At 68.8% G+C, this 21,957-nt stretch carries 38 protein-coding genes and 1 pseudogene; 4 read left to right on the top strand and 35 right to left on the bottom strand.

All coding sequences use genetic code 11. From position 1 onward, the window contains the following. Window position 1 precedes the first annotated feature (1 nt). Genes OPU67_RS04575 through OPU67_RS04420 form a run of 32 tightly spaced genes read right to left on the bottom strand, consistent with a single transcriptional unit; the run spans window position 2 to window position 16,914 of the window. Window positions 2-2,215 carry a phage portal protein gene (locus OPU67_RS04575; RefSeq protein WP_267617902.1) on the bottom strand — a complete coding sequence of 738 codons (2,214 nt, stop codon included), beginning with the start codon at window positions 2,213-2,215 and terminating at the stop codon, window positions 2-4. Further along, entirely contained in the window at window positions 2,215-2,376 is a 162-nt protein-coding gene (locus OPU67_RS04570) for a hypothetical protein (RefSeq protein WP_267617901.1), read from the bottom strand. The genes OPU67_RS04575 and OPU67_RS04570 overlap by 1 nt, the downstream gene beginning before the upstream one ends. Next, window positions 2,373-3,788, bottom strand: a complete 1,416-nt coding sequence (locus OPU67_RS04565; RefSeq protein ID WP_267617900.1) for a terminase large subunit domain-containing protein — start codon at window positions 3,786-3,788, stop codon at window positions 2,373-2,375. Before OPU67_RS04565 ends, OPU67_RS04570 begins: the two co-directional genes overlap by 4 nt. Then, window positions 3,788-4,366, bottom strand: a complete 579-nt coding sequence (locus tag OPU67_RS04560) for a phage protein Gp27 family protein (RefSeq protein WP_267617899.1) — start codon at window positions 4,364-4,366, stop codon at window positions 3,788-3,790. The genes OPU67_RS04565 and OPU67_RS04560 overlap by 1 nt, the downstream gene beginning before the upstream one ends. Window position 4,367: 1 nt before the next feature. Continuing rightward, complete coding sequence (locus OPU67_RS04555; RefSeq protein ID WP_267617897.1) at window positions 4,368-4,676, bottom strand: hypothetical protein; 309 nt, start codon at window positions 4,674-4,676, stop codon at window positions 4,368-4,370. After that, complete coding sequence (locus tag OPU67_RS04550) at window positions 4,673-5,122, bottom strand: hypothetical protein (protein ID WP_267617895.1); 450 nt, start codon at window positions 5,120-5,122, stop codon at window positions 4,673-4,675. Before OPU67_RS04550 ends, OPU67_RS04555 begins: the two co-directional genes overlap by 4 nt. After that, window positions 5,119-5,550 carry a hypothetical protein gene (locus OPU67_RS04545; protein WP_267617893.1) on the bottom strand — a complete coding sequence of 144 codons (432 nt, stop codon included), beginning with the start codon at window positions 5,548-5,550 and terminating at the stop codon, window positions 5,119-5,121. The genes OPU67_RS04550 and OPU67_RS04545 overlap by 4 nt, the downstream gene beginning before the upstream one ends. Beyond that, window positions 5,547-5,771: a TraR/DksA C4-type zinc finger protein gene (locus tag OPU67_RS04540; protein ID WP_267617892.1), complete on the bottom strand. Its 225-nt coding sequence runs from the start codon at window positions 5,769-5,771 to the stop codon at window positions 5,547-5,549. The genes OPU67_RS04545 and OPU67_RS04540 overlap by 4 nt, the downstream gene beginning before the upstream one ends. Beyond that, the gene (locus OPU67_RS04535) at window positions 5,768-6,415 is read right to left on the bottom strand and encodes a hypothetical protein (RefSeq protein WP_267617890.1); all 648 of its coding nucleotides are present in this window, start codon (window positions 6,413-6,415) and stop codon (window positions 5,768-5,770) included. Before OPU67_RS04535 ends, OPU67_RS04540 begins: the two co-directional genes overlap by 4 nt. Then, the gene (locus tag OPU67_RS04530; RefSeq protein ID WP_267617888.1) at window positions 6,415-6,990 is read right to left on the bottom strand and encodes a lysozyme; all 576 of its coding nucleotides are present in this window, start codon (window positions 6,988-6,990) and stop codon (window positions 6,415-6,417) included. Before OPU67_RS04530 ends, OPU67_RS04535 begins: the two co-directional genes overlap by 1 nt. A gap of 55 nt (window positions 6,991-7,045) precedes the next feature. Next, complete coding sequence (locus OPU67_RS04525; RefSeq protein WP_267617887.1) at window positions 7,046-7,468, bottom strand: hypothetical protein; 423 nt, start codon at window positions 7,466-7,468, stop codon at window positions 7,046-7,048. Beyond that, on the bottom strand, window positions 7,465-7,665 hold the full coding sequence (locus OPU67_RS04520; protein ID WP_267617886.1) for a hypothetical protein: 201 nt from the start codon (window positions 7,663-7,665) through the stop codon (window positions 7,465-7,467). The genes OPU67_RS04525 and OPU67_RS04520 overlap by 4 nt, the downstream gene beginning before the upstream one ends. 4 nt (window positions 7,666-7,669) lie before the next feature. After that, the gene (locus OPU67_RS04515; protein ID WP_267617885.1) at window positions 7,670-7,888 is read right to left on the bottom strand and encodes a hypothetical protein; all 219 of its coding nucleotides are present in this window, start codon (window positions 7,886-7,888) and stop codon (window positions 7,670-7,672) included. After that, window positions 7,885-8,586: a gp16 family protein gene (locus tag OPU67_RS04510; RefSeq protein WP_267617884.1), complete on the bottom strand. Its 702-nt coding sequence runs from the start codon at window positions 8,584-8,586 to the stop codon at window positions 7,885-7,887. Before OPU67_RS04510 ends, OPU67_RS04515 begins: the two co-directional genes overlap by 4 nt. Continuing rightward, window positions 8,583-8,756 (bottom strand): hypothetical protein, encoded by a 174-nt coding sequence (locus OPU67_RS04505; protein ID WP_267617883.1) that lies wholly within the window; start codon window positions 8,754-8,756, stop codon window positions 8,583-8,585. Before OPU67_RS04505 ends, OPU67_RS04510 begins: the two co-directional genes overlap by 4 nt. A 2-nt stretch (window positions 8,757-8,758) precedes the next feature. After that, window positions 8,759-8,911: a hypothetical protein gene (locus OPU67_RS04500; protein ID WP_267617882.1), complete on the bottom strand. Its 153-nt coding sequence runs from the start codon at window positions 8,909-8,911 to the stop codon at window positions 8,759-8,761. Beyond that, window positions 8,908-9,102, bottom strand: coding sequence for a hypothetical protein (locus OPU67_RS04495; RefSeq protein WP_267617881.1), 195 nt, complete (start codon window positions 9,100-9,102; stop codon window positions 8,908-8,910). The genes OPU67_RS04500 and OPU67_RS04495 overlap by 4 nt, the downstream gene beginning before the upstream one ends. Next, entirely contained in the window at window positions 9,099-10,073 is a 975-nt protein-coding gene (locus OPU67_RS04490) for an AAA family ATPase (RefSeq protein ID WP_267617880.1), read from the bottom strand. Before OPU67_RS04490 ends, OPU67_RS04495 begins: the two co-directional genes overlap by 4 nt. Window positions 10,074-10,097: 24 nt before the next feature. Further along, window positions 10,098-12,047 carry a transposase domain-containing protein gene (locus tag OPU67_RS04485; protein WP_267617878.1) on the bottom strand — a complete coding sequence of 650 codons (1,950 nt, stop codon included), beginning with the start codon at window positions 12,045-12,047 and terminating at the stop codon, window positions 10,098-10,100. Further along, window positions 12,044-12,505, bottom strand: coding sequence for a hypothetical protein (locus tag OPU67_RS04480; RefSeq protein WP_267617877.1), 462 nt, complete (start codon window positions 12,503-12,505; stop codon window positions 12,044-12,046). The genes OPU67_RS04485 and OPU67_RS04480 overlap by 4 nt, the downstream gene beginning before the upstream one ends. Beyond that, window positions 12,498-12,767 (bottom strand): hypothetical protein, encoded by a 270-nt coding sequence (locus tag OPU67_RS04475; protein ID WP_267617876.1) that lies wholly within the window; start codon window positions 12,765-12,767, stop codon window positions 12,498-12,500. The genes OPU67_RS04480 and OPU67_RS04475 overlap by 8 nt, the downstream gene beginning before the upstream one ends. Beyond that, on the bottom strand, window positions 12,760-13,032 hold the full coding sequence (locus OPU67_RS04470) for a hypothetical protein (protein ID WP_267617875.1): 273 nt from the start codon (window positions 13,030-13,032) through the stop codon (window positions 12,760-12,762). Before OPU67_RS04470 ends, OPU67_RS04475 begins: the two co-directional genes overlap by 8 nt. A gap of 3 nt (window positions 13,033-13,035) precedes the next feature. Then, window positions 13,036-13,293 (bottom strand): hypothetical protein, encoded by a 258-nt coding sequence (locus OPU67_RS04465; RefSeq protein ID WP_267617874.1) that lies wholly within the window; start codon window positions 13,291-13,293, stop codon window positions 13,036-13,038. Further along, window positions 13,290-13,718: a hypothetical protein gene (locus tag OPU67_RS04460; RefSeq protein WP_267617873.1), complete on the bottom strand. Its 429-nt coding sequence runs from the start codon at window positions 13,716-13,718 to the stop codon at window positions 13,290-13,292. Before OPU67_RS04460 ends, OPU67_RS04465 begins: the two co-directional genes overlap by 4 nt. Further along, window positions 13,718-13,993, bottom strand: coding sequence for a LexA family protein (locus OPU67_RS04455; RefSeq protein WP_267617872.1), 276 nt, complete (start codon window positions 13,991-13,993; stop codon window positions 13,718-13,720). Before OPU67_RS04455 ends, OPU67_RS04460 begins: the two co-directional genes overlap by 1 nt. Then, window positions 13,990-14,271, bottom strand: coding sequence for a hypothetical protein (locus tag OPU67_RS04450; RefSeq protein ID WP_267617871.1), 282 nt, complete (start codon window positions 14,269-14,271; stop codon window positions 13,990-13,992). Before OPU67_RS04450 ends, OPU67_RS04455 begins: the two co-directional genes overlap by 4 nt. Beyond that, window positions 14,268-14,414 (bottom strand): hypothetical protein, encoded by a 147-nt coding sequence (locus OPU67_RS04445; protein WP_267617869.1) that lies wholly within the window; start codon window positions 14,412-14,414, stop codon window positions 14,268-14,270. Before OPU67_RS04445 ends, OPU67_RS04450 begins: the two co-directional genes overlap by 4 nt. Continuing rightward, window positions 14,411-14,563: a hypothetical protein gene (locus OPU67_RS04440; protein ID WP_267617868.1), complete on the bottom strand. Its 153-nt coding sequence runs from the start codon at window positions 14,561-14,563 to the stop codon at window positions 14,411-14,413. The genes OPU67_RS04445 and OPU67_RS04440 overlap by 4 nt, the downstream gene beginning before the upstream one ends. Further along, window positions 14,563-15,252 (bottom strand): hypothetical protein, encoded by a 690-nt coding sequence (locus OPU67_RS04435; RefSeq protein ID WP_267617867.1) that lies wholly within the window; start codon window positions 15,250-15,252, stop codon window positions 14,563-14,565. Before OPU67_RS04435 ends, OPU67_RS04440 begins: the two co-directional genes overlap by 1 nt. After that, window positions 15,249-16,256: a hypothetical protein gene (locus tag OPU67_RS04430; protein ID WP_267617866.1), complete on the bottom strand. Its 1,008-nt coding sequence runs from the start codon at window positions 16,254-16,256 to the stop codon at window positions 15,249-15,251. The genes OPU67_RS04435 and OPU67_RS04430 overlap by 4 nt, the downstream gene beginning before the upstream one ends. Continuing rightward, window positions 16,253-16,669, bottom strand: coding sequence for a hypothetical protein (locus OPU67_RS04425; protein WP_267617865.1), 417 nt, complete (start codon window positions 16,667-16,669; stop codon window positions 16,253-16,255). Before OPU67_RS04425 ends, OPU67_RS04430 begins: the two co-directional genes overlap by 4 nt. Further along, the gene (locus OPU67_RS04420) at window positions 16,666-16,914 is read right to left on the bottom strand and encodes a hypothetical protein (protein WP_267617864.1); all 249 of its coding nucleotides are present in this window, start codon (window positions 16,912-16,914) and stop codon (window positions 16,666-16,668) included. Before OPU67_RS04420 ends, OPU67_RS04425 begins: the two co-directional genes overlap by 4 nt. 88 nt (window positions 16,915-17,002) lie before the next feature. Here OPU67_RS04420 and OPU67_RS04415 point away from each other — a divergent pair, with 88 nt between their 5' ends. From OPU67_RS04415 to OPU67_RS04405, 3 genes are read left to right on the top strand one after another with little or no spacing between them, the layout of a single operon-like run. Beyond that, window positions 17,003-17,686, top strand: coding sequence for a LexA family transcriptional regulator (locus OPU67_RS04415; protein WP_267617863.1), 684 nt, complete (start codon window positions 17,003-17,005; stop codon window positions 17,684-17,686). Between the two features lie 4 nt (window positions 17,687-17,690). Continuing rightward, window positions 17,691-18,005 carry a hypothetical protein gene (locus OPU67_RS04410; protein ID WP_267617862.1) on the top strand — a complete coding sequence of 105 codons (315 nt, stop codon included), beginning with the start codon at window positions 17,691-17,693 and terminating at the stop codon, window positions 18,003-18,005. Then, a complete protein-coding gene (locus OPU67_RS04405; RefSeq protein WP_267617861.1) occupies window positions 18,005-18,460 on the top strand; it encodes a hypothetical protein in 456 nt (151 codons plus the stop codon). The genes OPU67_RS04410 and OPU67_RS04405 overlap by 1 nt, the downstream gene beginning before the upstream one ends. A 460-nt stretch (window positions 18,461-18,920) precedes the next feature. Here OPU67_RS04405 and OPU67_RS04400 read toward each other — a convergent pair whose 3' ends face one another. From OPU67_RS04400 to OPU67_RS04390, 3 genes are all read right to left on the bottom strand, one after another. Then, window positions 18,921-19,478 carry a L,D-transpeptidase family protein gene (locus OPU67_RS04400; protein WP_267617860.1) on the bottom strand — a complete coding sequence of 186 codons (558 nt, stop codon included), beginning with the start codon at window positions 19,476-19,478 and terminating at the stop codon, window positions 18,921-18,923. An 86-nt stretch (window positions 19,479-19,564) separates the two neighbouring features. Beyond that, window positions 19,565-20,248: a DJ-1/PfpI family protein gene (locus OPU67_RS04395; RefSeq protein WP_267617859.1), complete on the bottom strand. Its 684-nt coding sequence runs from the start codon at window positions 20,246-20,248 to the stop codon at window positions 19,565-19,567. A 12-nt stretch (window positions 20,249-20,260) separates the two neighbouring features. Beyond that, window positions 20,261-21,550, bottom strand: a complete 1,290-nt coding sequence (locus OPU67_RS04390) for an adenylosuccinate synthase (RefSeq protein WP_267617857.1) — start codon at window positions 21,548-21,550, stop codon at window positions 20,261-20,263. 150 nt (window positions 21,551-21,700) lie between these two features. Here OPU67_RS04390 and OPU67_RS04385 point away from each other — a divergent pair. Beyond that, window positions 21,701-21,957 (top strand): annotated as a pseudogene (locus OPU67_RS04385) (alpha/beta hydrolase); the annotation flags it as partial.

Below are 21,957 nucleotides of genomic sequence, written 5' to 3'. Positions count from 1 at the left end.
CCTAGAGCGAGAAGTGGGGAACGAAGCTGAGGGTGCAGTTGGGGCGCATGTTCTCCGCCATGATCCGGGCATCCTCGGCCGAGACGATCTTGCCGTTGCGCGCGATGTGGCTGAGCTCCGATCGCGGCTCACCGAAAATTCCGTCAAACACCACCAGCTCGGCCGCGCCGGCAGCGCGCGCCGTCTCGAGGATCGAACGGTTCTGGGCGAACTGGGTCTCGGTGCGGGCGATCACCCGGGCGCGCGTCTCGGCGTTGCCCCAGTGCCCGCCCTCGACCTGGTTGGCGATGCGGTTGGCGAGCGCCAGGATCCCGTCGCCCTCCTCGATGCCGGCCGAAAGCGCCTCGAAGATGGCCTGCCGGGTATGGGCCGGCACGTCGACCAGCCCCGCCCGGGTCCCCCCGGCGGCGATGATCTGGCGCATGACCGGATCCGGCAGGCCGGTGCCGAACCCGGCTTCCTGCAGGGTCTCGGCCACCTGCCGGGCGATGCCGAGGTATTGCGCCTGGTAGCGGGACGACAGGCCCTGTTCCCAGGCCTCGATGTTGAGGAGGTCGATGATCTGGTTGATCAGCTCGGGATCGGGCTCCGCCTTCTGACCCTTGGCCTGATCAATAGCGCCTTCCTTGAAGCCCCGCGCGCGCAACACGTCGCCGGCGATCCGGCCGGCGGTGTCGCCCCAGTCCTGGAACAGCGGGATCAGCGCCTGGGCGAAGGCTTCGCTCTGCGGCCGGGCCATGCGGTTCATCAGCCGCGCGACAGGTTCGGCCCTGGCCAGCTCGTCTTCGCTTGCAGCGCGCGCGTCGGCCGGGAGCCAGTCGCCGAGGGACGCAGACTTGCGGGCGGGCGCCGGGAGCGCCTTGGGCATCGGCTCGGTTCCGGCGAGCTGGCCGCGCGTCGCGTACTGAACGTCTCCTGCCTGCCCTGCCTGGCGCGCTTCACGCGGCTTCCCAGCCTCCGCTAGCGGCACCTCGAGCATGGCGATCGGGCGCATGTAGTACTTGTGGGTGTCGTCCGCCTCGCGGCCGGTCTCGGTCAGATAGTCGTAGAGCGTGATCGCCCCGGCCTTCAGTTCATTGAGCTTGCGCTCGGTAACCTTGGCCTCGTCTTCCTGGAGGGCGAGCACCTCGTCCGTGTCCCAGTACAGCTCGAGCCTGCGACCGCGGTTCGCGCGCTCGAAGTCCGGCAACAGGCTGCGCTGCAGCTCGTCGATCAGCGCGCGGCCGAGCGGCAGCACGCCGTTGTGCCAGGCGAGCTTGCGCAGCTCCTCCATCGTCGCGCCGACCTTGGTCTGCTGGAGCCCGGCGCCGAAGCCGACCACCGCGGCCGGGATGCCGAGCGCGGCGCAGACCCGCTCCTCTGCCACGTCCCGCGCGCCGCTCAGCTCCATCTGCTGCGGGTTGAAACCGTACTGGGTGACGTCGGTCGGCGCGCCCATCACCAGCGTGCCGCCGCGGCCGTCGCCGCTGAAGGTCTGCTGGAACCAGGTCTTCGTCGCCTGGACGTCCTCGGGCGTCGGCATCGCCCCGCCCTTCGGGCTGATGACGACGCCGGGCACGCCCATGTTGCGCAGGAGGCTGGCGACGAAGTTGCTGCTCTCGATGTCGGCGAAGATTTCACGGATCACCCCCTGGAGCGGCGACAGGCCGCGGCGCAGGTCGCGCGGATTGAGGCCGTGGCGGAAGTGGATGACGTCGGCGGGATCGAGGTAGAGTTTCCCCATGCCGGTCCCGGGCGTGTACTCGTAGTGCGAGAGGAACACGCTGCCGTCGAGCCCGGCCTTGGGCTCCATCATCCAGTGCGGGACGTACCACAGCTCGACCGGCAACCCGGCCATGTCGCGGACCTTGATCCAGTAGCCGTCCCCGCCGGTGCAGTAGCTGAGGATTGCGCCGCCCCACAGCGCTATATCGCCGTAGAAGGGGTTGGGGTTGCGGATCAGCTCGAGCAGCGGGTGCTCCTCGACCGGCTCGAGCTTGCCGCCCTGCTTGCGCTCGCGCATCGCGAGGCGCGCCTCTGGCAGCGCGCGCTGGAGCCACTGGATCGGCGCCATCACCACCGAGGCGTCGAGCATGTCGCCGACCTCGCGCGCATAGTCGAACCGGGTGCGCTTCAGCAGCCCGCCGAAGAACAGCGACTGCGCGGCGTGGCGCATCTGGGTCAGCGAGGTGGTGACGCGGGCAAGCGCCTTGGTGAGGAAGTTGCCGTTGCTCATCAGAGGACGTCCTTCAGCATCTTCGCCTGCTCCGCAGACAGGGTCATGTTGTGCATGCGGCCCGCTCCCGTCTGGCGGATGAGCACCGAACCTTCGGCGATCGTGACCAGCGTGAGCGTGGAGAAGGCATTCGCGCCAAGGTTGTGCGTGCCGGTCTTCATGCCGGGATCCAGTTCGCGTCGAGGTCGAGGACGTCACCCTGTCCGTCGCGGCTGCTCGCCACCGGGCGCCAGGGCGCGGCGTTCGCATCGCTGCCGGCATGGATCGCCAGCGCCAGCGCCCAGAAGCGGTCGGCGTGGCCGTCGGGCGTCCGCTCGGCGGTGAAGCGGATGTTGCCCGCGCCGGTCACCTGCTTGGTGACGCTGCGCAGATCCGCGCGGATCTTGCCGTCGTAGGGGATGCGCAGCCGCCGGTCTTCCATCGCGCCGCGCACCGGGTAGGCGAGCGCTTCCTTGGTCTGCGCGGTGAAGTTGACGTTCTCGTAGCGGTACTTGCCGAACCGCGCCTGCGCATCGTCGCCCCAGCCAATACCGAGGCCGGTGTAGTCCTGGGCGACCCGCCCGCCGCTCGCCAGAACGCGCTCGACGATCGGCCAGATCACCTTCTCCTGCTCGGGCTTGGTCAGCCCCTGCAAGGTGACGACGTCGCGGGTATAGAACACATCGCCCAGCTTCTCGAGCAGCCAGACGACGGTGAGGTCCTTCTTCCGGCCGATGTCGATCCCGGCGAACAGCGTGCCGCCCTCGGTGGTCTTCCAGTCGCTGCCCTCGGGGTATTCGCAGCGGGCGATCAGGTCGTACTCGAGGAAGGCCGCGTCGTCATCGGCCGGGCGGCACATGTACTCCTGCAGGAAGCTCTCCTCGTCGGCCGCGCCCGAGCGGATGAAGTCGAAATAGGCAGCCTCGTCCATCGCCTGCCGCTCGTCCTCGGCCGCGAGGTACTGCTGGAGCTTCCAGAGGAAGCCCTGGTCGAGCGCGTCCTGGAGCGTGACGGTGTGCAGACTGATGCCCTTGGGGTTGCCCTGCTCCTTCACCTCGCGGACGAGCTGATTGAAGAAGTTGTTGGAGCCGCGGTGCGTGCTGACCAGCTCCATCCCGCCGCCCCAGGTGATCCCCGGGTAGGCGATCGTCCAGAGCTTGCGCGGATCGGAGTGGAGCGCAAACTCGTCGAGGATGCGCGGCCCGCGCTTGCCGGCCTGCGCGTTCGGGTTGGACGACATCGAGTTGATGCGGCGCCCGCTGGCGAAGCGCAGGACGTAGGCGGTCTGCCGGTCGCGCGGGTCGAGCAGCTGCTCGCCCAGGTCCTCGGCCGCGATCGTCGCCTGCCCCGCCCAGAACTTGCAGTCCTCGAGGAAGAGCTGCGCCTGGATATCGTCGCGGCTGCTGACCCACTGGTCGAAGAGCGCGGTGGCGAGCGCGGTGCGCGCGACGGCAGCGTAGGCGGTCGCCCAGCTGATGCCGATCTGGCGGCACTTCTCCATCAGCTTCAGCCGGGAATCGTCCTTGATCCAGCGCGACTGGAACGGCAGGAAGACCGCACCCGGGTTGGCGGGGATGATCTTGGCGTTGCCCATCAGGAGGCGCCCTGCGTCATCGCCTTTGTGATCTTGGCCATCGCCTCGGGCGAGACGCCCGCACGCTTGCCGACCTCACCGGCTTCCTTGGCGGCCGCGGCAAGGCGCGCCTGCAGCTCCTTCTCGAGCCGCTCGCGGTATTCGGCCGAGGTCTTCTGCGCCGACACCGCCGATTGCAGCGCGCGGGAGAGCTCCATCACCCCTTTGGTGGTGACCTCGCCGTCCTCGAGGATCTCGAACACCGCCACCTTGAGCAGCTCGGCCACCGCGACGGTGACTTCGTCCGGGGCCTTGGCCTCCATCGACCGGGCCAGCTCGCCGCCCATGCGCTGGATCTCGTCAAGACGGCGGAACTGGATCGCCTTGCGGACGGCATAGCGCCCCCAGGCACTCTTGCTGATCGGCGGCAGCTCGAGATCGGCGAGCCGCTCGTTGAACTCGGTCAGGATCACCGCGCTCGGCAGCTTGCGCTCGCGCAGCGCCTCGTTGGCCCAGACGATCGCGGCCTCGGCCTCGTCGGGCAGCATGTCGATCGACGAAAGGTGCCCACGGCCCTCGCGCTTGGGCTTCCGCGCCATCTCAGCGGTCCTCTGACGGGCGCATGACGCCCTCGATGATGCTGCGCTCCTCGAGGTGATCGTGGCCCGGCCCCTCGATGCGGGCGAACAGCACGTCGCCGGCCTCGTGCAGGGACACCGCGCCCAGCTCGGCGAGCTTGCGCATCTGGGTGCGGATCCAATCGCGGTCGCGGCGGTAGCCGTAGATGTCGAGGGTGCGCTTCAGCAGGATGTCGGACAGGCGCCCGTCGGTCTGGCCGGCGAGCTCACGCAGCATCCTGAGGCGCGCCTCCCGGGCGATCGCGGCGGCGAGGTCGGCGGCGAGGCTCACTTCTCCATCCCCTTCGGAACGACCACGGACATCATCAGGTCGACCTGCTTGGCAATCTGGCGGACGGTCGCGGCGGTCTCGGCCGAGGTTGCGGCGTGCTCGGCCTGCTTGTCGGAGATCGCGCGCGAGCGGCTCTCGTAATCCGCCTGCGCCTGGGCGAGCTTGTCGATCGCCCGCTCAATCCGCTTGATGTCCTTCGCGCCGACCGCCTCGCGCTCGATCGCCTCGACCCGCCGCTCCACCTCGTCGACCTTGATCTCGACGCCCGCGATCTTGCTGCCGATGGTGGTGTTGAGCGTCTTCAGCTCGTGGGAGAGCGCGGTCAGCTTGCGATCCAGTCCGCCGGTCGCGACCGGGTTGCGCGCACCGCCCCGCCAGATCGCCGCGGCCATGCCCGCGATGATGATGACGATGATCGCGATCTCTCTGATGTCACTGGGGCTCATGGGCCATCGGGTCCTTCACTGGAGTTGGTGGCCTTGCCGAGCGCGCGCTGCACCCAGGCCTTCACCTGCTGGCCGAACATCTCGAGCAGGCTGAAGCCGGAAAAGCCGAGGCCGATCGCCACGACGAAGGCGAACAGCCAGCCCGGCCGGTTCTCGATGATCCACAGTTCGACGAGCACGATCATGATGAACGTGACCAGCAGGCGCAGCGGCCAGCCCAGCTCGGCCTCGGCGCGCATCGTGAAGGGGCGTGCGGCAAGGATGCCGACAAGGCCGAGGATGCAGGTCACCACCGGGATCGGCAGGCCGGCGAGGTCGACCAGGAAACGGTCGCCCAGCGGCGTCTGGGCGCTCGGCACCACCGCCGCGACGGCGAGCGTCGGCAGCCAGACCGACAGGAACTTGGTGAAGGACAGGGGCTCCGTCATCTCCCGCGCTCCAGATCGGTCTGACAATCGAAGCAGCGCTTCGCCGAAGGCAGCGCCAGACGCCGCGCCTCCTCGATCCGCTCGCCGCAGCCGAGGCAGAAGGTGTCGCCGATCCCGCCCAGGCTCTCTCGGATGCGCGCGACGGCGCTGTCCTTCTCGAGCCGCTCGAAGGCCTCGGCACGCTCGAGGCCGCGCTCGCCCAGATCCATCGGAACGGTCACCGGCGCGGACCTTCCGGGGTGAAGGAGACCAGCGACTGGGCAACCACCCAGTCGATCAGGCGATCGTGGCGGTGCGCGTCCTCGCTGGCGCGCTGCGCCTGGTCGAAGGTCAGGCAGACGAGGCCCGGCGGGCAGGCGCTCAGCGTTCCGGCGGAGCGAAGGTCTTCAGTGCCGGGCGCACCAGCAGCCCGGCCGGCGGCGTCGCCGGCGCCGGGCAGATCAGCCGGTCCGGCACGGCGGGGATCGACTGCAGCGTCTCGCGCCCGCAGCCGGTCAAAGCGGGCAGAGACAGCAGCAAGATCGCTGCGAAGATCGCGGGTGACTTCATGGGTGACGGCCTCCTGTTCGGCGGCGACGCGGGCGGCATTGGCCTCGGCATCGCGCTTCGCCTGCGCGCTGGCGGCGAGGTAGCTGATGATGGTGTCGACGAAAGCGCTCTGGGTGGCGGTGAGCAGCTGCTCGGTTTCGGTGATCTTGCGGTCGCGCGCGGGCACGATCAGCAGCGCATGCACTGCCCACATCAGCGCGCAGATCACGAGCGGCGCGTTGCGCCAGTCGCTGACGAGCCACTTGGCGAGCCCTGAGAGGCCGCTGAGAAGCTTCTCGAGCGCGCCCGAGGCGAGCAGTTTAAGACCGATCCACATCAGCCCTGCCCCGCGTTCTTGGCCAGGGCGGCGCGGACCTCGTCGCGAATGTCGATCGGGCGGGCGCTGCCCCAGTCGGGGATGCCGTTGGCGCGCACGCGCTCGTACATCGTCACCACGCCGTCGCCGCTCCAGCGGCCGTCGAAGAACAGGTCGCGCTCGGCCTTGCGGCGGGCGATGATCTCGCGCGGGCGGGACCAGTTCATGAACTCGGTCCATGCCTTGTCGCGCCGGCCGAGCAGGAAGGACTGCACCCAGTCAGCCTGCCCGATCGCGCCGGTGTTCCAGTGGAAGGAGAGCGCGGCGGTGAGCTGCGCCTCGGTCAGCGTGCGGCCGCGGAAGGCGGCGATCACCTGCGGCAGGTACCTGGTGCGCAGCAGCCACTCATAGACCTCGATCGCGCGCACCACCGTCGAACGCTTCCCGCGGTAGCGATCGACCTTGTGCCCGCTCTTGTCGGTGACGCCGAAGCCCCACGTCAACACGCCCACGCTGTCGAGATAGGCCTCGAGCACGAGGCCTTCGTGCTCGGCGATCTCGAGCAGCATCCGTTCGGAGAGAAGGTGAGCGGTCATGGGACCGCTGGATGGGGGAAATCGGGGCTGCGCTCGCCCCGGACAAGTGTCCGGGCTAGGCCCCGAAGAGGTCGCCCTGGCGGCGATCGGTGAGGCGCTGGCCGGCCCGCTTCAGGGCGGCGCGGCGGCGGCGCACCGTGCGGATCGTGTATTCGCAAGCGCGGGCAATGTCACGCTCGCTGTAGGTTCCGGCGAGCAGCATCGCGTCGCACTTGGCCTGCATCCGGGCGATAAAGCCGGTATCGGCGAGCGGGATCTCGAGCGGGGTGCCGGCAAAGCCGCCGGTGAAGTGATCGCCGATCTTGCGCGCCGCCTCCAGCCCGACAAGCTTCGACAGCCAGTGATCGGGGCCGGGAACGGGCGGGATGTAGACGCGGGTTCCGCCGACCGCCTCGGCCACCTTGCGCGCCGCGTCCTCGCCCGCGAGGCGGGCGATATCGTCGAGCACCTGGGGGAGAGGGGCGGCGGGCTGGGTCATTGTGCCGGCTTGGGCTCCCAGACGGGGTCGCCAGCGCCCGGCTCCTGGGCGAGCGGGAGCGCGGCTTCGCAGGCGGCGCACTCGGCGGTGACGCGGCCGACGTGCCACGCCTTGCCGCCGCAGCACGGGCAACGGTTGGTCTCGCCGGGCCAGTAGAGCATCGGCGCGGGGCGGTGCATGGTGGTCTGGGCGTTCATCCCGTCACCCCCGCAGCACGATTGTCACCGGCGTGACGATCTCATCACGCTGGTCATCCGCCACGTAAGGCGGCACGCCGACCAATGAGAGGCTGAGAGTGACCTGCCCGCCGGGTCCGCGCACCGAATGCTTCACGCAGAGCGTTTCGCCCGAAAGAACCCATCCATCCGGCGCGTCAGCAAGCCTGCACGGCTGCCCGATCTTGACTGAAATCTCTTTCACTTCACACCTCCCGCTGCGCGCAGCTTCTGGCCGAGGGCGCTGGCGATCGCGTCGTAGCCTTCGGCGGTGATGGGGCCTTCCGCCCCGGGTTCGATGCCGCACAGCCGGAAGGCGGCAGTATCGAGGGTCCAGTCGGCGGGGACGATGTCCCTCGCCTTCAGCTTGGCGAGGATCGCCTCGCACAGCAGCTCCTTGAGCTTCAGCAGCGACCAGGGCCGTCCGGCCGGGTCCACCTGCGGCCAGCCATGGCGCTCGGCCATCGCCTTCAGCGCCTCGATCAGGCGGTAGCCCTGCGACTGGTCGGCCCAGACGAGCCGCTCGCACTTGAGCTGCCGCCTGGCAAAAGCCTCGAGCGCCTGCTCGGAAGGCTTCTCGACCGCGCCAAGGTGGTGGAGCGAGATCCACAGCGCCCGCGCCTTGCGCGCCATCGGGTGCTGCGCCGGGCGGGCCGCGCCTGCTTTGGTGAGCGGCGTGAAGCCGATCTCCTGGAGGCGTTTCAGCACCCTCTCCAGCTCGGCCTCTGTGCAGTCGCCCGCGCTGGTTCTGCCGGCGGAATCGAGCAGGATCTGGCGATAGTCGTCATCGGCCAGCTGCAGCTCCTTCTTGGCGACGTGGATCTTCGCCAGCATCGCGCGGCGGTGGCTGGCCGACCGGTCGAACCGCGCCGGGGCGGCGTTGGTGTGGAGGGCGAGGGTCACGAGAGCACTGCCCCAACCCAGAACAGCCCTGATGCGGCAGCCGCGCAGGCCAGCGCGAGCCGAAGCATGGTGGAGAGTTCGCGAGTAGGCGTCTGGCCCCAATGCAAGATCACGAACACGGCCGTGAGGCTCGTGCAGATGGAGATCAGGTGTTCGAAAATCGGATCCATAATCAATCTCCGATGGCCGCGATCCCGACGGCGAGGATCGCGAGGAAGGTCAGGCCGAAGACGGCGGCGAGGCTGTCGGCGCGCGAGGCCCCGGCGCCGTTCACGGCATCGTTCTGGCGCGCGACGAAGCGGCACAGGGCGAGGAAGCCGGTCATTGCAGCCCGCTCGCGGCGATCAGCGTCTCGATCGCGACCGTCTTCTCCCGGCCCCGCTCCTCGAGACGATCCGCGGCGGCCCGCAGGCAGCGCGCCGCGCTCATGAGCTGCCCGCGCTCGTAGTGATCCCACGCCGCTTCGATCAGCTCGCTGAGCGTCATCGGCGCCGGGCGTTCGGCCGCCCCGCTCATGCGCGGATCCACCGGGTGGCGCGCTCGCTCTGGGCGTCGCGCAGATCGCCGATCGACAGGCCGCGATCGTCAGCCGCGGCGAGCATCGAGGCCGCCTCGACCAGCTGCTTGCATTCGCGCAGGCCCCCGCTGTCGGGCGTGGTGGCAATGGTGACGAGGTAGCGGCGGATGTCGGGCTGATCGATGCCCCAGTGGTCGCAGAAGGCGGTCACGTCCTCGGGTTCGGGCGTGCGCTGCACGTGCATGTTGGCGATGCGCGACTGGAGCCGCGCGAGCTGGTCGCGCTTCGGCCCGGTCTTGATCCGCTGCACCAGCTCTTCGTTGCCAAGGAAGCAGATGCCGACGCCGGTCTCGTCGTGCCAGTAGCGCAGCTCCTCGATCGCCTCGAGGCTGAGCCAGTTGGCCTCGTCCACCACCAGGACGCCCTTGCGTCCGGTCATTCGGGTGACCACCAGCGCCGAGGCATCGGCGGTGGAGAGGCGCCGCGGTTCGACCCCGAGCGCCTTCTGGACCTCGCGGATCATCGAATGGAGGCTGTTGCTGGAGGGCTTCATGGTCGCCTTCCAGACCGGCCCAGTGCGCTCGGCATACTCGTCGATCGTCATGGTCTTGCCGGTCCCCGGCCCGGTGCCGATCAGCGTCATCCGGCCCGAATGGGCGATCTCGAGCAGCTCCATCATCCGAAGGCTGGTGCGTGTGTCGAAGTAGCCCGGGTTCACCGGCAGCTTGTCCTGGCGCATCGCCTGCGCCTCGACCGACTGCTTGAACTGGAACACCTTGCGCGCGACGTTGCTGCCGCCATCCTTTGCGGCATAGGTGCCGGCGGCGAAGGTGGTGAGCGTGCCCTGCGGGATCCCGGTCTCGCGGGCAAGCTGGCTCCATGGCATCGGCGGCTCGCTCAGCTCGCGATAGCCGTTGAGCCATAGCCGCATCTCGACGACGTCGACCGGCAGGTCCTTCACGTTGATCATCGTTCCCTGTTCCTCCTGTTCGGGTCAGTTGTTGGCGGCCGCGAGCTTCAGGCGGCCGAGGCGCTGCCGCTCGAGCACCGAAAGGGGCGAACCCTCACCGGCCGAGGCGGCGGACTTGGTGGCAGCCGCCTGCGCGGTGGCGGCGGCGTGGCGGACCGGGCGGACGACACCGGGCTCGGGCTTGATCTCCGGGATCGGGCGCGCCTGGAGCGCGGCCACCTGGTCGGGCGACAGCAGCCGCTCGGCCGCCTCCAGCTCCTTGGCGCGGCGCTTGACGTTGGCAGCGCGCTTGGCCGTCTCCTTCGCCCCGGCGGTGGTGGCGAAGCCCTCGTCGGCGAGCAGCTCGGCCTCCATCAGGTAGTGGCCTTGCGTATCGTAGAGGTGGACCGAGCTGTGCAGGTTGTCGGGATCGAAGCGCACCGTCACCCTCTGCCCACGCAGCGCGAACATCTGCGGGTGCCAGTAACGGTTGCCCTCCAGCTCGAGGACGCCGGTCTGGCGGCCCACAAGCTTCTGGTCGGCGGCGAGCAGCGCCATGCGCAGCACCGCCGGATCGACCACCTTCTGGATCGGCGCGACGGCATAGCTCTCCGCGAAGACCTCGTCGAAGCTGCGGCCCTTCGCGGTCTCGGTGCGGCGCCCGGTCTGGGCGTTGTGATCAGCGATACCCTCGGCCACCACCGCGCAGAAGCGGTCCCACTCGACCGCGCGCGAGCCGTAGTTCTCCGGCTTCGCCATCGGGCTGTTGCCGGTGTAGGCGCCCTCGAAGGCCGGATGCTTGGCAATCGAATCGCACAAGTCGCGGAAGGCGCGCTCGATCGGCTTCGACTGGCCGCGGTAAGGGATCGTGAAGTGCGTCTTCACGCCCAGTCCGGGCAGCAGGCCCATCGGCTCCTCGTCGCGGATCTTGAAGCGGAAGCGGGTCTTGCTGCCGCCGGTGATCCACTTGCTGGCGAAGGCCCGCCCGTTGTCGAGCACGACATGGCCGGGAATGCCCCAGTCGCGGAACAGATCGGCGAAGGCGAGCCGGGTCAGCACCGCGCTTTCCTCGGTGCCGATCCGGTGGGCGAGGATCTTCCGGCTGTAGACGTCCTGGATCGCCACCATCATCGGGCGGACGATGCGGCCATCGGGCGTGCGGGCGAAGACATCGAACTTGTGCCCGTCGATGTTGACCCACTCCATCGCCTGCAGCTCGGCGACGGTGCGGCGATTGGCCGGGACCGCGCGGCGCAACGCCTCGGCCCCCTCGCGGCGCAGCACCAGCACCTCTGCCGGGATCTCGCGCTCCAGGCGGCGTCTGAAGGTCCGCTCAGACGGCATTGAGAGGCCGTTTGCGGCAGCGATCTTGGCCGTCCGGCGATAGACGTTGGTGAGGGTAGGCTTCGCGTTGCGCAGATAATCGGACTTGAAGGCCTCCCACAGATCGGGGTGGATTTCGGCCTCGGCCCCGCCGCCCTTGCGGCGCGGAGCGAGCGCGGGCAGCCAGTCGGCGCGCGGCAGCCCGTCGATGAGGCGCAGCCAGTTCCAGACCGTCGCCTGGCCGACCGCGTGGCTCGCCGAGGCGGCAGCGACCGCCGCGGACTTGGTGGTGCCCGCTTCAGTCAGCAACTGGATCTCGGCAACGACTTCGAGGCGGCGCTCCGCCTCGGCCTTCACGCCCGCGCTCTGCGAATCGTACCAGCTCCAGGCGGTGCTCTGCGTGGCGGGTTCCGCGGGCGCGGTGCGGATCATGCCGCGCCGTGCCAGCTCGATCCGCGCCTCGCCCGGGAGCAGGCTGGCATGGAACTCGACCCCGCCGCCGCGGCCCTTGCGGGTGCGCACCAGCAAGCGGTTGTCCGGGCCGAGGCGCGAGTGCCAGCGCTCGGCATCGGCGCGACGGTTGATCCCGCGCTTGTCGGCCGGCAGCCCGGGCAGCGCCAGATCGGCCAGCTCGGCCGCGGTGAACCACGTGTCGGCTTCGCTCGGGATCACTCCCCGCCCTCCCTGATTTCCGGCGCTTCGGCCTTGAGCGCGCGCATCTCGGCCTCGATGCGCTTCTTGAGCTGCTCGAGGTGGCCGATCCGGGCCGTCTTCACTTCCTCGCCGATCAGCACCGCGGCGCCGATCTCGCCGAGCAGCGGGCCGAGCAGGTCCTGCCGGTCGGTGACCAGCAGCAGCGCCAGGGCGCGCGACATCGGCACCTTGTGCTCGGTGCGGGCCGGGCTGGCGTAGGCATCGAGCATGGCGCGGCTGATCGGCTCGTCGAGCACCTCGCTCATCTTCGCCGCGATCACCTCTCGCGATTCCCCGGCGCAGGCCGCGCAGGCGAGCGCGGTGCCGATCATCGCGTTGACGCGCTTCTCGAGGCCCGCGAGGCCGGCGACGCCGGTCTTGGGTGCCGGCACGGTGAAGTCGAAGCCGAGCTGGCCGATCGGCTTGGACTTAGGCATCGGGTCCTCCTTCGCCGTGAAGGTGGTCGCGCGCCCGGTCGAGCGCGCTGGTGAAGTGATCCTTCGGCAGCACGGTGACGACGCGGTTCTGCTCGAGCACCAGGCGCTGCCCCCCGGCGAGCCGGACGAAGCGCGCGCCGAACTCGATCGCGGTCCGCACCGCCGCGCAATCGATCGCGCGCCAGATCTCGGCCGCGGGCACGTCGGCGACACGCTCGCGGTAGCGCTGGATTGCGTGGCGGGTGAGGAAGACCTCAGGCATGGCCGCCCTCCCGGAAGGGGAAGTGAACGTGATCCGGGAACTGGAAGGCAAGCTCGGCCTTGCTGGGGCCGAACTGGGCGCCATGCCGGGCGAGATAGGCGCGCACCTCCTGCCCCCACATCTTGCGGCCCCAGACAGTGCCCTGATGCGCTTCCCAGCCCTTACCCCAGATGGCCTTGCGGCGCTGCTCGAGGGTAGCATCGGCCGGTAGGCTTGCGGTCAGTTCGGCGATGCGCTGCTGCGCGCGGGCTCTCCAGACGCTCACCGCTCAGTTCCTCATCATCCAGCGAGCGTCGAAGTCGGTGAAGCTCGGCTCGCGCACGGGCTCGCCGGTCAGGCTCAGTGGCGGCAGGGCCGAGCGGCGCAGGCGACCGCGCGCCATCTTCGCGCGGTGTTCCTCGCGCACCTGGACGGCCTTCATCCGCGCCTCGGCCTCGATCGGCGTGACGCCCAGCTCGAGCGCGAGCAGAAAGACCTTGCGGTGGTGGCGGTAGTATTCGGCCTTGCTGGCGAAACGCGGCATCATGCATCCCCTTCCCGGCTGCTGACGTCGAAGAGCATCACCTTGCGAACGAGCAGGCCGAAGCCGCCGACCGCGCAGCCCATGTGCGGCTCCTTGCCGATCCACCCGACGAGCCCCATCGCGCGCAGCACCGGCGTGCTGGCGCAGTCGGCCACCCGCCAGGTGCCGGCGTAGGGCTGCTTGTTGCTGATCCACGCCTGGCGAAGCACCTCGGCGGCTTCGGGATCGGCAGTCTCCAGTGTGGCGGCGACGTCGCGCGGATCGGGCAGGCCGACCACCATCGCCTTCATCGCATCGCGCCGCGCCAGCTCCAGCTCGCGGTTGGTGACCCTCCCCGGACCCTCGGTCATGACGCGGCGCAGCTCGGCCTCGCTACGCATCGCAGCGTCGAGCTCGTTCCACTCGTTATGCGGGGCTTGATAGGCCATCAGACGCGCTCCCCGATGCGGATGAAGTGCAGCGGCGCGCCGTCCGGAGCGCGGGGAATCGCGATCGGCTCCAGCACGGTGATCCCGCGCTTGCGGGTGTCGTCGCGGGCGATCGCACCGCGCTCCTCGAGCGAGCGGACCAGCCAGTCAGCCGTGAAGATCGTGGTGCCGATCGCGGTGGCGATCTCGCGCAGCGCGGGCGCGATGCCGTTCATCTCGCGATAGCCGGCGATGAAGCGCAGCGCGTCCTGCTGGCGGGGCGTGAGGGTCATCATGCCGCGGTGCCCTCCACCCTGACGAAGTGAAGCGGCTCGCCATCGGGCGCCCGCGGGATCGCGATGGGTTGCAACGCCTGCAGCTTGCGGTTGCGCATGATGCCGCGCCGGACGCGACCTTCGGCGACAAGCGAGCGGACCACATACTCGGCTTCCGCTTCGCTCCCGGCGAACTGCCCATCCGCCAAGTCGGCGATCGAGGGCGCGCGCCCGTGCTTCAGCTCAAAGCCAGTAATGAAACGAAGGGCATCGTCCTTCTGCTGCGGGAATGCGCTCATCGCACCGCGCCCCTTGTTCTCTGGCCCAGCTGGGCGCGCAGCTGCTCGCGCTGCTGGATGCGGCGGATCGCAGGGAACCGGTCGAGCCCGGCCTCGCGCATCTCGCGCGCGATCGCTTCCTCGGTGGGGAGCCGCGGCTTCACCGGAACGCCTCCCAGGCATCGCGCATGATCGTGATGATCGTCGCCGCCCACCAGATCAGGCCCGGCGCGACCAGCGCCGCCAGTGCCAGCGCTGCGGCGATCTCAAGGAAGCTGCCCCGCGGATCGGGCTCGCCATCATCGTCCCACATCAGAGGGCCTCCTCGAGCGACAGGATTTCCGCATTGCGGTGGAGCGGCGGCAGCCAGATCGTGCGCGTCTGGCCGGGCTTCGTCGGGCGCTTCACATCCCAGACGATCCAGCAGTAATCGACCATCCCGCCCGAGAAGGCGCGCTTGCCCATCGCGGCGATGCGGTCGCCCGGCGGCATCGAGGGGCGCTGGCAGAGGTGCAGCACCGCCTGCGGGGGGTGTTCGGTGAAGAGCTGGAAGCGGGCCTGCGAGGCGAGCCACTTGCTCGGTACGAGTATGCAGACGCGGCGCGAGGTGAGCGCCAGCGCGCGGCGCACGAACGCCTCCAGGATGCCTTTGCGGTAGCTGTAAGGCGGGTTGAAGACGAAGCTGCAGGCGACCGGCGCGGTCTCCGTCTCGAGAAAATCGCGGGTCTCGAAGTAGAACGCGCCGCCATCGCCGGGCAGGAAGTTGCCTTTGGCGAGGTTGTCGACGAGGTCGGAGCCGATCACCGGCACCATACGCCAGAACGCCGGCAGCAGCGTGTTGCCCATGCCGCAGCAAGGGTCCCAGATCGCCAGCCCTTCGGCGCGCTCGAGCGCGAAATCGTCGAGCGCGAGCGCGAGTTGCTCGGCGCACCAGTGCTCGTCGACATACCAGTCGAGCGGGTGGCGCTTCGCGTGCCGGCCGGTGGAGATTTCGCCCCTCACTCGCCAAGCTCCTCGATCAGCTGGTCGCGCAGCGTCCGCTTCATCTCTGGGGTCAGCAGGGCAACGAACTTGGGCAGGAACTGCCGCTGCTGGGGCACCGAGAGGCGCTTCCAGTTGTTCGTCACCGCATCCATGTGCTTCTGGTGGGCAACCGGGGTGGCATCGGGGCGAAAGCCCTCGAGCCCCGCCGCAATCTTGGCATCCTCGACGCCGATCTCATGGTCGGCGAGAAGCGCCTCGATCACTTTCAGGCGAACACCCTCGTCCTTCACCTGCGCGATCGCCTTCAGCTGGCTGCCGTTCTCCCCCACCACCGGGTGCTTCGCGAGCGCCTCGGCAAGATCGGGGAAAGGCTGGATGATGAGACGATAAAGGGTCAGATCACGGCGGATCGTCCGCTGGTCGAGGCCAAGCGCGTCGGCCACCGATTCCTGCCAGCCATATACGGCGGACATCGTGTCCGCCGTATCGATCGTCTCTTGCTGGAGCGCCTGCTCAGCAGCTTCCTCACCATGCTTGACCCGGTCCCAGCGGGCCTTGATCGCCAGCTGGTGCTGCGAGAGGTTCCCATGCTCGCGCGCGATCCGCTCCTGCGCGGCCGTCACCAGCGCGGCCGTGAACTTGGCGCGCTCGATCGGGCCGAGCGGGCGGCGGTGCAGGTTCTCGGACGCCTCGAGATCCGCGAGGTCCTCGGCCTTGCCGCTGACCTCGATCGCGAAGACGGTGATGCCCTCCATCATCGCGCCGGTGAGCCGGTGCATGCCGGTAACCAGCTTCCACGGCTGCTTGCCCTCGGCGAGCACGTCCTGGATGAGCTTAGACGGCAGGTTGCGCGTGACCTTGATCGGATCCCGCTGGCCATCGACCGCCATCAGCCGGCCGAGCGCCGCTGCCTTGTCCTCGTGGAGGAAGCCGATCCGCTCGGGGATCAGCACATGCTCCGGCGCCAGCTCGAGCAGCTGCGCCTGCGCCAGCATCGGACGCTTCGTCGCCCGACCGCTCATTTCGCGCCTCGACTTAGACGATGCGCTGGGGCCGCAGCCCGGCTAGCCTCGGCGTCACTAGCAGAGGAGAACAGCCCATGCCTCACGCCGATCTCAATTCGCTCGATCAGTTGCGCGACCAGGTCTACGCCCTCCAGCAGCTCGTGCTCGCGCAATGCGTGGCTTTCGCGCAGACCGATCGCGCCGCCACAGAGGCCGCACTGCTCATCGCCGCAGGGCAGGGGGACGCCCTGCTCGCGCAGGGCCGCATCGTCGCTGCACAGCGGCTCGCGCTCCTCGTGGAGGAGGTCCGCAAGTGCCTCGATTGATGTGCGAACGTCCGCGATCGCACTCTTCAGCGCGATCCGCCGCACAAGCGGCCGGATCAGCGCGCGATCGGCGAAGCCGATATCGGTCAGCTCGAGCAGGCTCATGCCGCCACCGCCTTCCCGCGGCCAGCCAGACGCTTCGCGTCCTCGGCATCGATCTTGTCGAGCTCACGGTAGAGCGCCTCGATCGAATGAAAGTTCGCACCGACCGGATCGGGGTTCTTCGGCCCCTTTCTCCACTTGAAGAAGGTGACTGGATGGATGCCCGCCTGGCGGCAGAGGCGCGCGAGGGGGACGCGGGCTGCTTTGGCGCGCCGCTCGATGTCCGCGATGACAGATTGCTGGTCCATAGGCGCATAGCATTATTAGCAATAATGCGCGCCCGCAATAGCATTTTTGCAATTTAGATTGCTAACGGCGGTTTGGTAGCGCCTGCACATGGAGGGACTCGATCAGGACGCCGAGCTGATCCGGGCGCTGGTGCGCTTCTCGGGTAAGACATCGGCCGAAGTGGCACGCGCAGCCGGCCTGGCCGCTTCGACGATCAACCGCCATTTCAACGGCACCGCGACCACGAGGCTGAGCCTCAGCACGGTCGAGAAACTGCGCGCCGCCTATCCCGATTTCGCGGGCTGGCCGCTGCCCAGGGCGGCTGAAAAGCAGCAGCCCTTCAAGCACCCCGAGTACATGCTCGAGAACCGCGCCAGTAACGGCGACACGGTCGAGCTCGACCAGATCGACCTTCGCTATGGCATGGGCGGAACCTTCGCCGATGGGCCTATCGAGGTCGAGCGCCGCCCGTTCTCGCGCGAATGGCTGCGCTCGATCACCAGCACTTCCCCCAAACACCTGTTCTGGGCAATCGGCGACGGCGACAGCATGGAGCCGACGATCCGTTCGGGCGAGATCGTGCTGATCGATCGATCACAGAATACGCCGCGCATGGATGACGGGATCTGGGCCGTCACGCATGGCGAGATCGGCATGATCAAACGCCTTCGTCAGCTGCCCAGTGGCGTCGTCGAACTCCACAGCGACAACCAGTTGGTGCGGCCGCAGACCGCTGTCGATGGCGAGCTGCACGTGATAGGGCGTGTGATCGCGGTCGTACGGAGGCTCTGAGGTCGTGGCCAAGCCTGGGATCATCGCCGCTGGCGTTGCCAGCGTCCTCGCCGTCGGAACAGCCGGCTATTTCGCCAACGAATGGCGGGTCTGCCGGAGCCTGAAAGCTGACTATCTGGCTTTCGCCCAGGGTTCCCTGGCAGACCAGCAGCTAAAGAATGCGGTGGATCGGCCCGAGTTCGACAGGTTCATAGCTGAGAAGACCGATACTGCAGTTATGGAAGCCGGGCAGACCCTGTTCGACCTCGAGACACGCTGCGGCAAGCGCGCCGCTGTCGATGCGCAGGTGGAGGCGCTGGAACTGATCCTCGGTACTTGATGGCAAGCTTCATCATCCATGGTCAGATGCCTGATCGCTTCAGGTTGCACCTTGCAGAGGCGATCAGGTCGCTCGGCTACTTCCGCATGGATGCGCTCGACCAGCTGCTCGAGATGTATCGCGAGCAGTGGCCGCGCGGCCTGTCCTCGACGATGTTCCGCTCTTCAGATATCGGGCCGCTGCTGAGCGACAAAGGGGCGGCTGATCCAGATCATGCTCAGAAGGCGACCACCAATCGCGCTCACTTCAACCTGAGGCGTGAGGAGTTCGATCTGAAGGAGATACACGGCGCAACCGGCCTGATGTTTTGGGCGCCGCGAGGCTGTGTATGCAGCCAAGCGAGCGAGCGCGATGGTGCCAAGGTCAACCTCTCCGGCAAATGGTCCCTCCCGCTCCCAGGCTGCAACCGCGAATGGTGTCCCTGCAACTGGACCTGGTCGTTCGACTTCGACTAAGATTCCCGCCCAGTTCACCATCTAGCTGATCAGTGCGCCATCGGGCGAAAATCGCGCAAAGCGGGCATTTTTCGCATTCGCCGATATGCTCGTCCTCGGCGCCCACTTCTGCCCCACTTCGCCGATGCCTCAGAGGCATCTTGCGGTAGGCTCAAACGGCTCTGAGAAGCACGAAAGCGGCGGATTTCAGGGCTTCTGCGGATTTCAGAGGCCCACTTCTGAGAAACGGCCACTCCAGCCGATCGCGGCAATCCGTCGTCTAAATGGCCCGGGACTCTAGACACAGCGCGCAAACGCCAATTTTTGGAGCCCCGCAGCAAGAGTGGCGGATTTCCGGGCCTTTTGCCCCGCGGAGCCCCGAGCAATCCCGGAAAATCCCGCTCGCCGCCACTCTAGAACCTCGTGTCATCTAACAGCCTCACCACCCTGCGGGTGGTCCCCCGCCCCGGTTCGGGTAGGATCAGGGCCTGATCTCGATCACCGTCCCATCAGGGACGAGGCGCCAGAGCTCCTCGATTTCCGCGTTGGCAAGCGCGATGCAGCCGTCGGTCCAGTCGCCCGGCACCCGGCCTGCGGGCCAGCCGTTGGGCTGCCCGTGGAGGAAGATGTTGCCCCCCGGCGAGCGGCCGTGGCTCCTCGCGAAGGCGCGATCCTCGGCATTGGGGTAGCTGACCTTGAGGCTGAGGTGATAGGCGCTCTGCGGATTGCGGCCCTCGATCGTGTAGCGCCCCTCGGGCGTGCGCTCGTCGCCCTCGAAGCGCTTGTGGCCCTGCGGCTGGTCGCCGAACTGGAGGCCGCGCCAGGCGCGCACCGGCTGGCCGCCGGCATAGGCAACCATCAGCCGCTCGGACTTGTCGACGATGAGATAGTCGATGGTGGCGGGGCGCGCGCCGGGCATGATCCGGGCCGCCTCCCGGCCGAGCAGCGGGGGTGCAGGCGCAGGCGTGCGCGCGATCTCGGGCGCGGGCGCGGCGCAGGCGCCGAGCAGCAGGCAGGCGAGGAGGATGCGGGGCTTCACGCGGGCGAGCATAGGCCGGCCCGGGTTAATCGATCAATGCAGCGGCGACCCCGTGTCTCTGCGGGGGACGCGCGGGCGCCGGGAGATCACCCGGCAAAGCCCAGCCGCTCGGCCGCCGCGATCAGTTCCTCCTCGCGGCCCGGCGCGCGCTTGGCACTGGCGGCGGCGTAGCGCGCGACCAGATCGGCCCCGGCTTTCTCGGGCGAGCCCGCGTCGAAGGGCGGCGCGGGGTCATACTCGAAGCCGAGCTGGATCGCCCTGGCGACGTCCTCGCCCGCGACCGCGGCGATCAGGGTCAGCGCGAAATCGATTCCCGCGGTGACGCCGCCACCGGTCACGCGGTTGCGGTCGACCACGGTGCGGGCGTGGACCGGCTCGGCTCCGAAGCGCGCGAGGTGGTGGTGCCAGGCCCAATGGGTGGTCGCCCGGTAGCCCTTGAGCAGCCCCGCCGCGCCGAGGATCAGCGCCCCGGTGCACACGCTGGTGACCCAGGTGGCGGTGCTGCCGGCCTGGGCCAGCCAGGCCATGGCCGCGTCGTCGTTCATCACTGAGGCAACCCCGATCCCGCCCGGTACGCAGACGATATCGGGCGCGGGGATGTCGGCATAGGTGGCGGTGGGGACGATGGAGAACCCGGCGTCGGTCGGGAGCGGATCGAGGCTCCCCGCGACATAATGCACGCTCGCCCCCGGCAGCCGCGCGAGGAACTGCGCGGGGCCGGTCATGTCGAGCTGGGTCATGTCGGCGAAGGGCAGGAAGGCGATCTGCATATCGCTCGCTCCTCAGTCGACGAAGGGATCGCGCATGAGGATCGTGTCGTCCCGCTCCGGCGAGGTCGAGACCAGCGCGACCGGGCACTCGATCAGCTCCTGGATGCGCTGGATGTACTTGATCGCGTTGGCAGGGAGATCGGCGTAGGAACGCGCCCCGGCGGTGCTTTCGTGCCAGCCGGGCATTTCCTCGTAGATCGGCTCGCACCCGGCCTGATCGGCGGCGTGGCTGGGCAGGTAGTCGTAGACCTTGCCGCGCAAGCGGTAGCCGGTGCAGATCGCGACCTTTTCCAGCCCGTCGAGCACGTCGATCTTGGTCAATGCGATGCCGGTGACGCCGGAGATGGCGCAGGACTGGCGGACCAGCACCGCGTCGAACCAGCCGACGCGGCGCTTGCGCCCGGTGACGGTGCCGAACTCATGCCCGCGTTCGCCGAGCCTTTGGCCGATCTCGTCCTCCAGCTCGGTCGGGAAGGGGCCGGAGCCGACGCGGGTGGTGTAGGCCTTGACGATGCCGAGCACGAAGCCGGTCGAATTGGGGCCGAGGCCGGAGCCGCTCGCGGCGGTGCCGCTGACGGTGTTGGACGAGGTGACGAAGGGATAGGTGCCGTGGTCGACATCGAGCAGCACGCCCTGCGCGCCCTCGAACAGGATTTTCGCGCCCGCGCGCCGCACCTTCTTGAGGCGCTTCCAGACCGGCTGGGCGAAGCGCAGCACGAAGGGGGCTATTGCGCGCAGTTCCTCGAGCAGCGCCGCGCGGTCCACGGGCGGCTGGCCGAAACCGGCGCGCAGGGCGTCGTGGTGGGCGCAGAGGCGATCGAGCTGCGGCTCGAGCGTGTCGAGATGCGCCAGATCGCACACCCGGATCGCCCGCCTGCCGACCTTGTCCTCGTAGGCCGGGCCGATGCCGCGGCCGGTGGTGCCGATCTTGCCCTTGCCCGCCGCCGTTTCGCGCAAGGCATCGAGATCGCGGTGGAGCGGCAGGATCAGCGGGCAATTGTCGGCGATGGCGAGGTTCTCGTCGGTGACGCTGACGCCCTGCCCCTCGATCTTCGCCACTTCATCGCGCAGCGCCCAGGGATCGAGCACCACGCCGTTGCCGATCACTGAGAGCGTGCCGGAAACGATGCCGGAAGGCAGCAGGCTGAGCTTGTAGGTCTTGCCGTCGATCACCAGCGTGTGGCCGGCATTGTGCCCGCCCTGGAAGCGGACCACGGCGTCAGCCCGGCTCGCCAGCCAGTCGACGATCTTGCCCTTGCCCTCATCGCCCCACTGGGCGCCGATCACGGTGACGTTGGCCATGTGCTTCCTTGCATTCGAGCGGACGAACCGGGCAGGCGCCTAGGCGCTCGGGCTGGCGAGGGCAAGCGGGCTGGCGGGGCGGCGGGGCAATTCACCTGTCGGCAAGCTTCGCGGGCGCAGAATGACGAGGATCGAGGGAGGGCAATCCGCATGACCATCACCGCCGCCAGAACCGTGATCGCCGTGGGCGCGCTCGCGCTGCTGACCGCGCCGATCCTCGCCCGGCAGGGGCGCGGCGGCGAGGGGCCGGGGGGCGAGCGCCTGTCGCCGGCGTGCCGGGCCGAGCTGGTCAGGCTGTGCGGCGCGGCGGGCCGCGAGGGGCTTCGCACCTGCCTCGCCGAGCAGCGGGGCGCCCTGTCGCAGGACTGCCGCAGCGCGCTGCGCGCGCGCATCGCGCAGCGCCGCGG

It is taken from the genome of Erythrobacter sp. WG (genome assembly GCF_026586795.1).
Classification (GTDB): Bacteria; Pseudomonadota; Alphaproteobacteria; order Sphingomonadales; family Sphingomonadaceae; genus Erythrobacter.
This window is presented reverse-complemented; position numbering and strand designations above follow the sequence as displayed.

Excerpts from the sequence above, each read along its gene's own strand:
- OPU67_RS04575 (WP_267617902.1), bottom strand. The coding sequence starts at position 2,215 with ATGAGCAACGGCAACTTCCTCACCAAGGCGCTTGCCCGCGTCACCACC.
- OPU67_RS04570 (WP_267617901.1), bottom strand. The coding sequence starts at position 2,376 with ATGAAGACCGGCACGCACAACCTTGGCGCGAATGCCTTCTCCACGCTC.
- OPU67_RS04565 (WP_267617900.1), bottom strand. The coding sequence starts at position 3,788 with ATGGGCAACGCCAAGATCATCCCCGCCAACCCGGGTGCGGTCTTCCTG.
- OPU67_RS04560 (WP_267617899.1), bottom strand. The coding sequence starts at position 4,366 with ATGGCGCGGAAGCCCAAGCGCGAGGGCCGTGGGCACCTTTCGTCGATC.
- OPU67_RS04550 (WP_267617895.1), bottom strand. The coding sequence starts at position 5,122 with ATGAGCCCCAGTGACATCAGAGAGATCGCGATCATCGTCATCATCATC.
- OPU67_RS04545 (WP_267617893.1), bottom strand. The coding sequence starts at position 5,550 with ATGACGGAGCCCCTGTCCTTCACCAAGTTCCTGTCGGTCTGGCTGCCG.
- OPU67_RS04535 (WP_267617890.1), bottom strand. The coding sequence starts at position 6,415 with ATGTGGATCGGTCTTAAACTGCTCGCCTCGGGCGCGCTCGAGAAGCTT.
- OPU67_RS04530 (WP_267617888.1), bottom strand. The coding sequence starts at position 6,990 with ATGACCGCTCACCTTCTCTCCGAACGGATGCTGCTCGAGATCGCCGAG.
- OPU67_RS04525 (WP_267617887.1), bottom strand. The coding sequence starts at position 7,468 with ATGACCCAGCCCGCCGCCCCTCTCCCCCAGGTGCTCGACGATATCGCC.
- OPU67_RS04520 (WP_267617886.1), bottom strand. The coding sequence starts at position 7,665 with ATGAACGCCCAGACCACCATGCACCGCCCCGCGCCGATGCTCTACTGG.
- OPU67_RS04505 (WP_267617883.1), bottom strand. The coding sequence starts at position 8,756 with ATGGATCCGATTTTCGAACACCTGATCTCCATCTGCACGAGCCTCACG.
- OPU67_RS04500 (WP_267617882.1), bottom strand. The coding sequence starts at position 8,911 with ATGACCGGCTTCCTCGCCCTGTGCCGCTTCGTCGCGCGCCAGAACGAT.
- OPU67_RS04495 (WP_267617881.1), bottom strand. The coding sequence starts at position 9,102 with ATGAGCGGGGCGGCCGAACGCCCGGCGCCGATGACGCTCAGCGAGCTG.
- OPU67_RS04490 (WP_267617880.1), bottom strand. The coding sequence starts at position 10,073 with ATGATCAACGTGAAGGACCTGCCGGTCGACGTCGTCGAGATGCGGCTA.
- OPU67_RS04480 (WP_267617877.1), bottom strand. The coding sequence starts at position 12,505 with ATGCCTAAGTCCAAGCCGATCGGCCAGCTCGGCTTCGACTTCACCGTG.
- OPU67_RS04475 (WP_267617876.1), bottom strand. The coding sequence starts at position 12,767 with ATGCCTGAGGTCTTCCTCACCCGCCACGCAATCCAGCGCTACCGCGAG.
- OPU67_RS04465 (WP_267617874.1), bottom strand. The coding sequence starts at position 13,293 with ATGATGCCGCGTTTCGCCAGCAAGGCCGAATACTACCGCCACCACCGC.
- OPU67_RS04460 (WP_267617873.1), bottom strand. The coding sequence starts at position 13,718 with ATGGCCTATCAAGCCCCGCATAACGAGTGGAACGAGCTCGACGCTGCG.
- OPU67_RS04455 (WP_267617872.1), bottom strand. The coding sequence starts at position 13,993 with ATGATGACCCTCACGCCCCGCCAGCAGGACGCGCTGCGCTTCATCGCC.
- OPU67_RS04450 (WP_267617871.1), bottom strand. The coding sequence starts at position 14,271 with ATGAGCGCATTCCCGCAGCAGAAGGACGATGCCCTTCGTTTCATTACT.
- OPU67_RS04440 (WP_267617868.1), bottom strand. The coding sequence starts at position 14,563 with ATGTGGGACGATGATGGCGAGCCCGATCCGCGGGGCAGCTTCCTTGAG.
- OPU67_RS04430 (WP_267617866.1), bottom strand. The coding sequence starts at position 16,256 with ATGAGCGGTCGGGCGACGAAGCGTCCGATGCTGGCGCAGGCGCAGCTG.
- OPU67_RS04425 (WP_267617865.1), bottom strand. The coding sequence starts at position 16,669 with ATGAGCCTGCTCGAGCTGACCGATATCGGCTTCGCCGATCGCGCGCTG.
- OPU67_RS04420 (WP_267617864.1), bottom strand. The coding sequence starts at position 16,914 with ATGGACCAGCAATCTGTCATCGCGGACATCGAGCGGCGCGCCAAAGCA.
- OPU67_RS04415 (WP_267617863.1), top strand. The coding sequence starts at position 17,003 with ATGGAGGGACTCGATCAGGACGCCGAGCTGATCCGGGCGCTGGTGCGC.
- OPU67_RS04405 (WP_267617861.1), top strand. The coding sequence starts at position 18,005 with ATGGCAAGCTTCATCATCCATGGTCAGATGCCTGATCGCTTCAGGTTG.
- OPU67_RS04395 (WP_267617859.1), bottom strand. The coding sequence starts at position 20,248 with ATGCAGATCGCCTTCCTGCCCTTCGCCGACATGACCCAGCTCGACATG.
- OPU67_RS04390 (WP_267617857.1), bottom strand. The coding sequence starts at position 21,550 with ATGGCCAACGTCACCGTGATCGGCGCCCAGTGGGGCGATGAGGGCAAG.